The sequence below is a fragment of the Pantoea sp. CTOTU50773 genome (assembly GCF_032082325.1).
GTDB classification, from domain to species: Bacteria; Pseudomonadota; Gammaproteobacteria; order Enterobacterales; family Enterobacteriaceae; genus Pantoea; species Pantoea communis.
This window is the reverse complement of record NZ_DAMDQC010000127.1, coordinates 1-12,844: the sequence shown is the minus strand read 5'-3', so window position 1 is coordinate 12,844 and position 12,844 is coordinate 1. Positions and strand designations below refer to the sequence as shown.

The 12,844-nt window shown below is 53.3% G+C and carries 11 protein-coding genes and 1 riboswitch; of the genes, 9 read left to right on the top strand and 2 right to left on the bottom strand.

The window, feature by feature from the left end:
- The first annotated feature begins 139 nt into the window (after positions 1 to 139).
- The 5 genes from argC (at position 140) to oxyR (ending at position 5,798) form a co-directional block, all read left to right on the top strand.
- A complete protein-coding gene (gene argC / locus RT340_RS17375; protein WP_313377364.1) occupies positions 140 to 1,144 on the top strand; it encodes an N-acetyl-gamma-glutamyl-phosphate reductase in 1,005 nt (334 codons plus the stop codon).
- A gap of 15 nt (positions 1,145 to 1,159) precedes the next feature.
- Positions 1,160 to 1,933, top strand: coding sequence for an acetylglutamate kinase (gene argB, locus RT340_RS17370; protein WP_313377363.1), 774 nt, complete (start codon positions 1,160 to 1,162; stop codon positions 1,931 to 1,933).
- A gap of 15 nt (positions 1,934 to 1,948) precedes the next feature.
- Positions 1,949 to 3,166, top strand: coding sequence for an argininosuccinate synthase (locus RT340_RS17365; protein ID WP_038644110.1), 1,218 nt, complete (start codon positions 1,949 to 1,951; stop codon positions 3,164 to 3,166).
- 76 nt (positions 3,167 to 3,242) lie between these two features.
- Positions 3,243 to 4,616, top strand: a complete 1,374-nt coding sequence (gene argH, locus RT340_RS17360; RefSeq protein WP_097119679.1) for an argininosuccinate lyase — start codon at positions 3,243 to 3,245, stop codon at positions 4,614 to 4,616.
- Positions 4,617 to 4,880: 264 nt separating this feature from the next.
- Positions 4,881 to 5,798, top strand: coding sequence for a DNA-binding transcriptional regulator OxyR (gene oxyR / locus RT340_RS17355; protein ID WP_034823715.1), 918 nt, complete (start codon positions 4,881 to 4,883; stop codon positions 5,796 to 5,798).
- Here oxyR and sthA read toward each other — a convergent pair.
- Positions 5,781 to 7,181 carry a Si-specific NAD(P)(+) transhydrogenase gene (gene sthA / locus RT340_RS17350; RefSeq protein WP_021506825.1) on the bottom strand — a complete coding sequence of 467 codons (1,401 nt, stop codon included), beginning with the start codon at positions 7,179 to 7,181 and terminating at the stop codon, positions 5,781 to 5,783. The two genes, oxyR and sthA, sit on opposite strands and share 18 nt — an antisense overlap.
- Positions 7,182 to 7,375: 194 nt before the next feature.
- Between sthA and fabR the strand changes: the two genes are divergently transcribed.
- Together fabR and RT340_RS17340 are read left to right on the top strand one after the other, a co-directional pair.
- Positions 7,376 to 8,020, top strand: a complete 645-nt coding sequence (gene fabR / locus RT340_RS17345; protein WP_034823706.1) for an HTH-type transcriptional repressor FabR — start codon at positions 7,376 to 7,378, stop codon at positions 8,018 to 8,020.
- 18 nt (positions 8,021 to 8,038) lie between these two features.
- Positions 8,039 to 8,395 carry a YijD family membrane protein gene (locus RT340_RS17340; RefSeq protein WP_097119681.1) on the top strand — a complete coding sequence of 119 codons (357 nt, stop codon included), beginning with the start codon at positions 8,039 to 8,041 and terminating at the stop codon, positions 8,393 to 8,395.
- A gap of 36 nt (positions 8,396 to 8,431) precedes the next feature.
- Here RT340_RS17340 and trmA read toward each other — a convergent pair whose 3' ends face one another.
- Positions 8,432 to 9,535 (bottom strand): tRNA (uridine(54)-C5)-methyltransferase TrmA, encoded by a 1,104-nt coding sequence (trmA, locus tag RT340_RS17335; RefSeq protein WP_313377362.1) that lies wholly within the window; start codon positions 9,533 to 9,535, stop codon positions 8,432 to 8,434.
- A gap of 111 nt (positions 9,536 to 9,646) precedes the next feature.
- Positions 9,647 to 9,828: riboswitch (cobalamin riboswitch) on the top strand.
- A 69-nt stretch (positions 9,829 to 9,897) separates the two neighbouring features.
- On the opposite strand from trmA, the gene btuB reads away from it, so the two are divergent.
- Positions 9,898 to 11,769 (top strand): TonB-dependent vitamin B12 receptor BtuB, encoded by a 1,872-nt coding sequence (gene btuB, locus RT340_RS17330; RefSeq protein ID WP_097119683.1) that lies wholly within the window; start codon positions 9,898 to 9,900, stop codon positions 11,767 to 11,769.
- Complete coding sequence (gene murI / locus RT340_RS17325) at positions 11,714 to 12,565, top strand: glutamate racemase (RefSeq protein WP_211729377.1); 852 nt, start codon at positions 11,714 to 11,716, stop codon at positions 12,563 to 12,565. Before btuB ends, murI begins: the two co-directional genes overlap by 56 nt.
- Positions 12,566 to 12,844: the final 279 nt, after the last annotated feature.

Below are 12,844 nucleotides of genomic sequence, written 5' to 3'. Positions count from 1 at the left end.
AATATTCATGCATTAATAGTGAATAAAAATACATTAACGCCGCTTGGCTGGGAAGCAGAAATCCTTCGCAAACGGCATCGTGGGCCACGGGGCAAAGCCGCGACCCGGAACGTGTGACTGTAAAAAGGGTTACAGCCTGATGTTGAATACGCTGATCGTTGGTGCCAGTGGTTACGCTGGCGTAGAGCTCGCCACCTTCATTCATCGCCATCCGCATATGAACATAACCGCTTTGGCGGTTTCAGCGCAAAGCCCGGACGCCGGAAAATTACTCTCCGATCTGCATCCGCAGCTGAAAGGCATTGTCGATTTGCCGCTGCAGCCGCTGAGTGAGGCTTCCGAGTGGGCAGACAAAGTCGATGTGGTGTTCCTCGCGACCGCGCATGAAGTCAGCCACGATCTGGCACCCGAATTCCTCAAAGCAGGCTGTGTGGTGTTTGACCTTTCCGGTGCGTTCCGTGTCAACGACGATGCTTTCTATACTCAATATTATGGTTTCAGCCATCAACATCAGGATTGGCTGGATAAAGCCGTTTACGGCCTGGCCGAATGGCAGCATGACAAAATCAAAGATGCACAGTTGGTTGCTGTGCCGGGTTGCTACCCAACGGCTGCACAATTGTCATTGAAGCCGCTGGTCGAAGCCGGTTTGCTTAACGATGCACAATGGCCGGTGATCAATGCCACCAGTGGTGTGAGCGGCGCAGGGCGTAAAGCCAACGTCGGCACCAGCTTCTGTGAAGTGAGCCTGCAGCCGTATGGCTTGTTCAATCATCGTCATCATCCTGAAATCGTGGCGCATCTCGGTACGCCTGTGATTTTCACCCCGCATCTGGGTAGCTTCCCGCGCGGTATTCTTTCGACCACCACCTGCCGCCTGAAAGCGGGCGTGACGCAGCAAGACGTGGCAGATGCCTTCCACAAGGCTTACCACGACAAACCGCTGGTGCGTGTGTATGACAAAGGTGTCCCGGCATTGAAAGCCGTGGTCGGCTTGCCGTTCTGCGATATTGGCTTTGCCATGCAGGGCGAGCACCTGATTGTGGTGGCGGCCGAAGATAACCTGCTGAAAGGTGCCTCTTCGCAGGCGGTTCAATGCTTAAACATTCGTTTCGGCTACCCTGAAACATTGTCTCTGATTTAACGGACGGAAACTGCAATGAATCCATTGATTATTAAGCTGGGTGGCGTTCTGCTGGATAGCGAAGAAGCGCTGGCCCGCTTGTTTGATGCGCTGCTGGCCTACCGCAACGAACATCAGCGTCCGCTGATCATTGTGCACGGCGGCGGCTGCCTGGTGGACGAGCTGATGAAGAAGCTCGCTCTGCCAGTGAAAAAGAAGAACGGTTTGCGCGTGACGCCAGCCGATCAGATTGACATTATTACTGGTGCCCTGGCGGGTACAGCGAACAAGACCTTGCTGGCCTGGGCGAAGAAGTACGGCATTGGTGCTGTGGGCTTATGCCTCGGTGATGCGAGCCTGGTAAACGTGGCGCAGTTCGACGAGGAACTTGGCCATGTGGGCAATGCGACGCCGGGTAATCCAGCGCTGGTGAATACCTTACTGAGCGCGGGCTATATGCCGGTGATCAGCTCCATCGGTATTACTGACGGCGGCGATCTGATGAACGTCAACGCTGACCAGGCAGCGACCGCGCTGGCAGCGACCATTGGTGCTGATTTAGTCCTGCTTTCAGATGTCAGCGGTATTCTCGATGGCAAAGGTCAACGTATCGAAGAGATGACAGCCGATAAAGCACAGCAGCTGATCGATCAGGGCATTATTACTGATGGCATGATCGTTAAAGTGAACGCGGCACTCGATGCCGCACGTACTTTAGGTCGTCCGGTTGATATCGCCAGCTGGCGCCATGCTGAACAGCTGCCAACCCTTTTCAACGGCGTGTCGATTGGCACCCGGATTCTCGCATAATCAAGGATTTAAGACATGAGCACGCAAAACATCAAAAAAATCGTTCTGGCCTATTCTGGCGGTCTGGATACTTCGGCCATCATTCCATGGTTGAAAGAGAATTACGGCGGTTGTGAAGTGGTGGCATTCGTGGCCAACATTGGCCAGGACCCAGCCGATCTGGAAGGCGTTGAGAAGAAGGCGCTGCAGTCTGGTGCATCTGAGTGTCACGTTGCTGACCTGCGTGAAGAGTTCATCAGCGAATACGTGTATCCCGTGCTGCAAACCGGTGCTTTGTACGAAGGCACTTACCTGCTGGGCACCTCAATGGCACGTCCAATCATCGCCAAAGCGCAGGTTGAGCTGGCGCTGAAAGTCGGTGCAGACGCGCTGTGCCACGGTGCGACCGGTAAAGGCAACGATCAGGTGCGTTTTGAAACCACCTACACCGCACTGGCGCCACAGCTGAAAGTGGTTGCGCCATGGCGTGAGTGGGATCTGCGTTCACGTGAAGCGCTGCTGGATTACCTGAAAGTGCGTAACATCCCAACGACGGCATCACTGGAAAAAATCTACAGCCGTGATGAGAACGCGTGGCACATCTCTACTGAAGGTGGCGTGCTGGAAAGCCCAGCGAATGCACCGAACAAAGATTGCTGGGTGTGGACCGTTGATCCACTGGAAGCGCCAGATCAGCCAGAGAACGTCACTGTGACCGTTGAGAAAGGTCGTGTCGTTGCGGTAAACGGCGAGAAGCTGAGCCCGTTCCAGTGCCTGGAGAAACTGAACGTGCTGGGCGCGAAACACGGCGTGGGTCGTATCGACATCGTGGAAAACCGTCTGGTCGGTATCAAATCTCGCGGCTGCTATGAAACCCCTGGCGGCACCATTATGGTCAACGCACTGCGTGCGGTTGAGCAGCTGGTACTGGATCGTGACAGCTTCAAATGGCGTGAGCAGCTGGGCCACGAAATGTCATATGTAGTTTACGACGGTCGCTGGTTTGCGCCGCTGCGTAAATCTATCCAGGCTGCTGCCGAGTCCCTGGCAGAAGAGGTGAATGGCGAAGTGGTACTGCAGCTGTATAAAGGCCACGCCACTGCGATTCAGAAAACCTCGGCGAACAGCCTGTACTCGGAAGAGTTCGCGACCTTCGGCGAAGACGAAGTTTACGACCACAGCCACGCGGGCGGCTTCATCCGTCTGTTCTCTCTCTCTTCACGCATTCGTGCACTGAACGAGCAGAAGAAGTAATACCGCGGCAGATAACACATTTTGCAAGGGCGGCTTCGGGCCGCCCTTTCTATAACAGCATTCAGGAGTAAAGCAGATGGCACTTTGGGGCGGACGTTTTTCGCAGGCAGCAGACCAACGGTTCAAACAGTTCAACGACTCACTGCGTTTTGACTATCGTCTGGCGGAGCAGGACATCACCGGTTCGGTAGCGTGGTCTAAAGCGCTGGTTACCGTGAATGTGCTGAGCAGCGATGAGCAGCAGCAACTGGAAGCCGCATTGAATGAACTGCTGGCAGAAGTGCACGCCAATCCAGAGCAGATTCTGCAAAGCGATGCCGAAGATATCCATAGCTGGGTAGAAGGCAAGCTGATCGACAAAGTCGGCGCACTGGGCAAAAAACTGCACACTGGCCGTAGCCGTAACGATCAGGTCGCTACCGATCTGAAACTGTGGTGCAAAGAGCAGGTCGCAGTGCTGCTGGACGCCACGCGTGAACTGCAATCAGCCCTCGTTGCCACCGCTGAAGCCAATCAGGATGCGGTGATGCCGGGCTATACGCACCTGCAGCGCGCGCAGCCGGTGACTTTTGCGCACTGGTGCCTGGCGTATGTCGAAATGCTGGCGCGTGACGAAAGCCGTCTGCAGGATACGCTGAAGCGCCTAGACGTGAGCCCGCTGGGCTGTGGCGCACTGGCCGGCACCGCATATGAAATCGATCGCCAGCAGCTGGCGGGCTGGTTAGGCTTTGCCTCTGCCACACGTAACAGCCTTGATACCGTGTCTGATCGTGACCACGTGCTGGAGCTGCTGTCGGATGCCTCAATCGGCATGATTCACCTTTCACGTTTCGCAGAAGACCTGATTTTCTTCAACACTGGCGAAGCGGGCTTCCTTGAACTGTCTGACAAAGTAACGTCGGGTTCTTCATTGATGCCACAGAAGAAAAACCCGGATGCACTGGAGCTGATTCGCGGCAAATGTGGCCGTGTACAAGGCGCACTGACCGGCATGATGATGACACTGAAAGGCTTGCCGCTCGCCTACAACAAAGACATGCAGGAAGACAAAGAAGGCCTGTTCGATGCGCTCGATACCTGGGTTGATTGTCTGCATATGTCAGTACTGGTGCTGGACGGCATTCAGGTGAAACGTCCACGTTGTCAGGAAGCGGCCGAGCAGGGTTACGCCAACTCCACCGAACTGGCGGATTATCTGGTGGCCAAAGGTGTACCGTTCCGTGAAGCGCACCACATTGTTGGTGAAACCGTGGTTGAAGCGATCAAGCAGGGCGTGGCGCTGGAAGCGTTAAGCCTGGCGCAATTGAAGCAGTTCAGTGCGGTGATTGAGGATGACGTTTATCCGATTCTGTCGCTGCAATCCTGCCTCGACAAGCGTAATGCACAGGGCGGTGTGTCGCCTCAGCAAGTCGCATTTGCCATCGCTGAAGCGAAAAAGCGTTTAGGCTAAAAAAAGAGCGGGCTCCTTTTCGGTAGCCCGCCAACCTCTAGCTTCAGAAGTACATATTGTTATAGGCACATCATCAAGGGCTGGCACTCCCGGCCAACACTTTGATTTTTACCGCTGATTGCAGGTGATGCTCAATGTCATCTCTACTTCGTTTTCAACATTGCTTGCTATGGCCGGTATTATTCCTTTTCATCGCTTGATAGGGCTAATCGTTCATTGCTATTCTATCTATCGCCACGGGCTATCGTGGTTTGGAGGAAATCAATGAACATTCGTGATCTGGAGTATCTGGTTTCGCTTGCGGAGCATCGCCATTTCCGGCGTGCAGCTGATGCGTGTCATGTCAGCCAACCTACCTTGAGCGGGCAGATTCGTAAGCTGGAAGATGAGCTCGGTGTGATGCTGCTGGAGCGTACCAGCCGTAAGGTGTTATTTACCCAGGCTGGACTGTTGCTGGTGGATCAGGCGCGAACTGTGCTGCGCGAAGTCAAAGTGCTGAAGGAGATGGCGAGCCAACAGGGCGAAGCAATGTCCGGACCGCTGCATATTGGTCTGATTCCAACCACTGGCCCGTATTTGCTGCCGCAGATCATTCCCATGCTGCATCAAACCTTCCCTAAACTCGAAATGTACCTGCACGAAGCGCAAACGCAGCAACTGCTGGCGCAGCTCGACAGTGGCAAACTGGATTGCGCGATTCTGGCGCTGGTGAAAGAGAGCGAAGCCTTTATTGAGGTGCCGCTGTTTGATGAGCCAATGAAGCTGGCGATCTACAAGGATCATCCATGGCACGATCGCGATCGTGTGCCGATGTCTGATCTGGCCGGCGAAAAGCTGCTGATGCTGGAAGATGGCCACTGCTTGCGCGATCAAGCCATGGGCTTCTGCTTTGAAGCCGGTGCGGATGAAGATACCCATTTCCGCGCAACCAGCCTGGAAACGCTACGCAACATGGTCGCGGCAGGAAGCGGCATTACTTTGCTGCCTTCGCTGGCGGTGCCGAATGAGCGAGTGCGTGATGGCGTGTGCTATCTGCCTTGCTATAAGCCGGTTCCGCAGCGCACGATTGCTTTGGTTTATCGCCCAGGATCACCTCTGCGCAGCCGCTATGAGCAGCTGGCAGAAGCAATCAAAACCCACATGCAGGGTTATCTGGACACGTCGTTAAAACAGGCGGTTTAAGCCGTTGAGCGCCGCGACGCGATAGGCCTCGGCCATGGTCGGATAGTTGAAGGTGGTATTCACGAAGTACTCGATCGTGTTGCCGCCGTTCTTCTGCTCCATAATGGCTTGCCCGATGTGAATAATTTCTGCCGCACGTTCGCCAAAGCAGTGAATACCTAAAATCTCTTTGGTTTCACGATGGAACAGAATCTTCAGGCTACCCACGTGCATCCCCACAATCTGCGCACGCGCCAGATGTTTGAACTGCGCACGACCCACTTCGTAAGGCACTTTCATCGCAGTCAGCTGCTGTTCGGTTTTACCCACTGAGCTGATCTCCGGAATGGTATAAATCCCGGTAGGAATATCTTCGATCAAATGAGCAGTGGCTTCACCTTTAATGATCGCCTGTGCCGCAATACGGCCCTGATCGTAGGCGGCTGAAGCCAGACTCGGATAACCAATCACGTCGCCCACTGCATAGATGTGCGGCTGCGCAGTCTGATACATACTGTTCACTTTCAACAAGCCACGACCATCGGCTTCCAGCCCGACATTTTCCAGCGCCAGTGAATCGGTGTTACCGGTACGGCCATTGGCATACAGCAGGCAATCCGCTTTCACTTTCTTGCCCGACTTCAGGTGCATGATCACGCCGTCACTGACACCTTCAATCTTCTCGAACTCTTCGTTGTGACGAATCACCACGCCGCTGTTCCAGAAGTGATAGGAGAGCGAATCTGACATTTCCTGATCGAGGAATGCCAGCAAACGATCACGGGTGTTAATCAAATCCACCTTGACGTTCAGGCCACGGAAAATTGATGCGTATTCGCAACCAATCACACCGGCACCGTAGATGATCACATGGCCAGGTTCATGATGCAGATTGAGGATGGAGTCGGAGTCGTAAATGCGTGGGTGCGTAAAGTCGACGTCTGCAGGATGGTAAGGACGTGAACCGCACGCAATCACGAATTTTTCTGCGGTTAAGCGTTCGCGGGTGCCATCGGGCTGTTCAACTTCGATGGTGTTGGCATCAACAAAATGGGCATCGCCCTGATAAAGCTCACAACGGTTGCGCTCATAAAATCCCTGACGCATTGCCGTTTGCTGACTGATAACGTTTTCGGTGTGATTCAAAATGTCAGCAAATGAGGAGCGCAGGAGTCGGGTGTGATCGCTATAAAGAGGGTTTTGATTGAACTCGATAATACGGCTGACAGCGTGACGTAAAGCTTTGGAGGGGATGGTCCCCCAGTGAGTACAACCGCCGCCGATATTATGGTAGCGTTCGATCACTGCAATGCGCGCTCCCTGCTTCACCAGGCCCATTGCCGCACCTTCGCCGCCTGGACCTGAGCCAATCACAATGGCATCGTAATCGTAAGACTTTTGCATACCAGTACGTCCTATTTTTCTATCACATTTTTACAACGAGATTCTAACATCTCACCGCGCACTTCTGAATTCTAACAGCGAAAAATCCCCAGTTTTGACAAAGCGTGAGGTACACAGGCGGTCACAAACTTTGCGCCACTGTACGCTGAAAAGTTTGTTATAGTGCCTTCCAGATCACTTAAAAGGCCGGGAAAATGGGCGTCAGGGCGCAACAGAAAGAACGTACAAGACGTACGCTGATTGAAGCAGCCTTCAGTCAGTTAAGTGCAGAAAGGAGTTTTGCCAGCCTGAGTTTGCGTGAAGTTGCGCGTGAAGCCGGGATTGCACCTACCTCGTTTTATCGTCACTTTAAAGATGTGGATGAACTGGGTTTGACCATGGTCGACGAAAGCGGCCTGATGTTACGCCAGTTGATGCGCCAGGCACGCCAGCGCATTGCCAAGGGCGGCAGCATCATCAAGACCTCCGTTTCCACATTTATGGAATTTATCGGGAACAATCCCAACGCTTTTCGTCTCTTACTACGCGAGCGCTCCGGAACATCGGCCGCGTTTCGTGCCGCAGTTGCGCGAGAAATTCAGCACTTTATTGCTGAGCTCGCGGATTACCTTGAGCTGGAAAATCGGATGCCGCGCAGCTTTACCGAAGCGCAGGCCGAAGCCATGGTGACCATCGTGTTCAGCGCCGGTGCGGAAGCGCTGGATGTGGATATCGAACAGCGTCGCAAGCTGGAAGATCGCCTGGTGCTGCAATTGCGCATGATCGCCAAAGGCGCTTATTACTGGTATCGCCGGGAGCAGGAACGTCTGGCGGTGACCCTGGAAAAACCCGAAGAGTAATGTGATAAGGATAATGAAATGATTGAGCAAGACCCACGCGATAAAGGAACCCTGTTGTTGGCTTTTATCACCGGTTTAGCGATCAACGGCTCCTTTTCGGTGCTGTTCAGTACGTTTGTGCCTTTTTCGATATTCCCGCTGATCGCCCTTGGCCTCGCAGCCTGGTGTCTGCATCAGCGTTATCTTAACCGCAATATGCCCGATGGCATGCCTTCACTGGCCGCGGCGTTTTTCCTGTTGGGTATTCTGGTGTATAGCGCGCTGGTGCGTGCTGAATATCCGGATATCGGTTCCAACTTCATCCCGACCATTTTGATGGTGGCGCTGGTGTTCTGGATTGCCACTCGCTTCCGCCGCGCCAGGAACAAAAGCTAAATACAACAACGGGAACCGCAGGGTTCCCGTTTTGTTTTACGCTTTACGCGTGAGCCAGACGCCGCATTCCATATGATGGGTGTACGGGAACTGGTCGAACAACGCTAGCCGCGACACGTCATGCGTTTCACTCAGCGTGGCAAGATTGTCGCAAAGGGTTTGCGGGTTGCAGGAGATATACAGGATGCGTGGATACGCCTGCACCATCTTCACGGTTTCCTCATCCAGGCCACTGCGTGGTGGATCGACAAAGATGGTCTCGCATTGATAGCTCTTCAGGTCGATACCTTCTAAGCGGTTGAAGCTGCGCACGCCATTCATCGCCTGCGTAAACTCTTCCGCCGCCATGCGAATGATCTGCACATTGTCGATATGGTTGGCGGCAATATTGTACTGCGCCGACGCCACCGAAGGTTTCGCGATCTCGGTTGCCAGTACGCGATGGAAGTTTCGCGCCAGCGCCAGTGAGAAGTTGCCGTTGCCGCAGTAAAGCTCCAGCAAATCACCACGTGAGCCCTGAGTGACATCCAGCGCCCATTCCAGCATCTGAATGTTCATCGCCGCATTAGGCTGGGTGAAGCTGTTCTCCACCTGACGATAAATCATCTCTTTGCCCGCTACGGGCAGGCATTCATCGACGTAATCGCGATCAAGGCAGATTTTGGTTTTGGTCGCACGGCCAATCAACTGCACATCGATGCCTTCAGCGCGCAGGGTGTCGCGCAGCGCGGTGGCGGCTTCCATCCAGTCCGCTTCCAGCTTACGGTGATACAACAGCGAAATCACAATCTGATTGCTCATCGTCGACAGGTAGTCGATTTGGAAAAGCTTGAAACGCAGCGCTTTGTTATCACGGATCGCATCGATCAATTTTGGCATCAACTGGTTGATCAACGCGCTGGCAGCAGGGAATTGATCCACACGGATGCGCTGCTTAGTCTCTTGATCAAAGATGATGTGGTACAGATCGTCGCCATCATGCCAGATACGGAATTCGGCGCGCATACGGTAGTGGCTGACCGGTGAGCGGAACACCTCCACGTCAGGCGCGGCAAAGGGCACCATCATCGCCTGTAAACGGCTGACTTTTTCCGCCAGTTGCGCGTCGTATTGTTCAATCGGGAGCTGTTCGGGTGTCATCTTTAATCCTGGTAATAAGCTAGCTTGCCGGGCGATTGTAGGCATTCACCTGCTGATGTCCAGTTCTGTGAGAAGATGATGGCTGGCAGTCTGGATTCCCGACCTTCTTAACCGTAGACTGCGACTGCCGGCCTCCTTGAGTTAAAAGGGAATCCAGTGTGAATCTGGAGCTGACGCGCAGCGGTAAAAGAATGTCATGGTGATCGATCATTAAACACTGTCCTGTGGGATGGGAAGTTTTTCACCATTTATGATTCTCAGCCCGAAGACCTGCCGGTGTGTCGTCGCAATCACTGCAACCATCGCGTGCTATCGGTTGCAGGCCTGCGGCATCCTGCTTCGTCTTTTGGATGCTTACAACAATGAATAAAAGCAAAACTACGCTGTGTGCCTTCAGTGCAACGGCGCTTTCACTCTGGGCTGCGTATGGCTACGCTCAGGATGATGATACGCAAATCGTTACCGCTAATCGTTTCGCTCAGCCGGTTTCATCGGTGCTGGCACCGACAACGGTAGTCACCCGTGAAGAGATCGATCGCTGGCAGGCGAAAAGCCTGACGGATGTGATGCGCCGTTTACCGGGCGTGGATATCGCGCAGAATGGTGGCCTTGGTCAATCCAGCTCGATGTTTATCCGTGGTACTAACTCCAGCCATGTGCTGATATTAATTGACGGCGTTCGCCTCAATCAGGCGGGTATTTCTGGTTCGTCTGATCTAAGCCAGATTCCGTTGTCACTGGTGCAGCGCATCGAATATATCCGTGGCGCGCGTTCAGCGGTTTATGGTTCGGATGCGATTGGTGGGGTGGTGAACATTATTACCGGCCGTGATAAAGCAGGTACCACGTTGACGGCGGGTGTCGGTTCCAATGGCTACCAAAGTTATGATGGTTCCACGCAGCAAATGCTGGGCGATGCCACCAAACTCACCATGGCGGGTAATTATACCTACACCAAGGGTTACGACGTGGTGGCCAACTTGCCTGACGTTTACGGCGATCCCGCGCAGAAAGACCGTGACGGCTTTATGAGCAAAACCTTGTATGGATCGTTGGAGCATCAATTTAACGATGAATTCAGCGGTTTCGTGCGTGGCTATGGTTTCGACAACCGAACGGCTTACGATGGTTACCCTACTTATGTAGAGCCGAACACCTTTGTCGATACTCGCCAGCTTTACAGCCAAACCTGGGATACCGGTCTGCGCTTCAATCAGGGTATCTACTCATCCCAGTTAATCGCCAGCTACAGCCATACCAAAGATTACAACTACAGCCCGCAACTCGGTAAATACGATGCGACCGCCTCATTAAATGATGTGCAGCAGTACAACCTGCAGTGGGGTAACACTGTGCAGGTCGGACATGGTGCGATCAGCGGGGGCGTGGACTGGCAGAAACAGACTTCAGAACCGGGTACTAACTCCACTATTGAAGGTCAGGAACAACGTAATACTGGGATTTATGCTACTGCGCAGCAGCAATTCGGTAGCGTAACGCTGGAAGGGGCGGTGCGTGGCGACGACAATGATGCGTTTGGCTGGCACAACACCTGGCAGAGCAGTGCCGCGTGGGAGTTTGTTGACGGCTACCGTGTTTTCGCTTCTTACGGTACGGCATTCAAATCGCCGAATTTAGGACAGCTTTACAGCCAGACGTATGGTAACCCGGATCTCAAGCCTGAAAAGAGCAAGCAGTGGGAAGGGGGCTTTGAGGGGCTGACGGGCCCGGTAAACTGGCGTGTATCCGGCTACCGCAATGATATCGACAATCTGATTGATAGCGACCCAAGCACTTACGTTTATTACAACATCGATAAAGCACGCATCAAAGGGGTGGAAGCCACAGCATCCTTCGATACTGGCCCGCTCAGCCATCAAATCTCATACGATTATGTTGATGCGCGTGATGCAGAGACTAATCAGCAGCTAGTACGCCGTGCTAAGCAGCAGGTGAAATACCAACTCGACTGGACAATCTACGATTTTGACTGGTCTGTGACCTATCACTATCTTGGCGATCGTTACGATAACGATTACAACCACTCTTACACGCCGCAGCGCGTGAAATTGGGCGGTGTGAGCTTGTGGGATCTCGCAGTCTCGTATCCGGTCACATCACAACTCACCGTTCGTGGTAGAATTGCCAACCTGTTCGATAAAGACTACGAGACAGTGTATGGCTATCCAACTCCAGGAACGGAGTATTACCTCAGCGCCAGCTACAGCTTCTGATCCGCGTCCCACCGTGCTGGTGTTTGACTCCGGCGTCGGTGGGCTCTCCGTCTATGATGAGGTCCGGCAGTTATTGCCGGATCTTCACTATTTATATGCCTTCGATAATGAAGGTTTCCCTTACGGTGAAAAAACCGAAGACTTTATTGTCGAGCGTGTGGTTGCTGTGGTTGAGGCGATTACAAAACGCTTCCCGCTGGCATTAGTCATCATTGCCTGTAACTCGGCCAGCACCGTTTCTTTACCTACACTGCGTGAGCGATTCGAGTTTCCTGTTGTCGGTGTTGTGCCGGCGATTAAACCTGCTGCGCGTCTCACGCGTAATGGTGTCGTGGGATTACTGGCAACGCGCGGCACGGTAAAACGTCCTTATACTCATGAGCTGGTGGCGCAGTTTGCGCGCGAGTGCAAAATCGAAATGTTGGGTTCTGCTGAACTGGTAGAGCTGGCGGAAGCGAAACTGCATGGTGAAGGGGTGGAACTCTCTGATGTGCGCCATGCTGTGCAACCCTGGCTTCGTATGAAAGAGCCACCTGACACTGTCGTCCTGGGATGTACGCACTTTCCTCTATTGCGTGACGAGCTGCAAATGGTACTGCCTGAAGGCACGCGGCTAGTGGATTCTGGTGCAGCCATTGCACGCCGCACAGTATGGTTATTAGAACATGAAGCGCCGCACGCCGTTTCTTCTGGTCAGAATATGGCGTTCTGCACGCTTATGGATGAGGAGGCGGTGCAATTATCACCGGTTCTACGGCGTTATGGCTTTCCATTGCTGGAAAAACTGGCGATTTAGTGGGGTTTCGACGAAAAAAACAACACTCAGAATTTAATTTGCATTTAGCGCTTGTCAGCCAAAAAGAAATCCCTATACTGCGCCTCCACTGACACGGAACAACGGCTTACGAAGCGAAGTGTTCAGGAGGTGGTCTTCAAGGCAACCTTCAGAAAAGCAAAAATAAATGCTTGACTGAGAATGCGGAAAGCGTAATATACGCATCCCGCGCCGCTTGAGAAATCGCGGCACTGCTCTTTAACAATTTATCAGACAATCTGTGTGGGCACTCGCAGGATT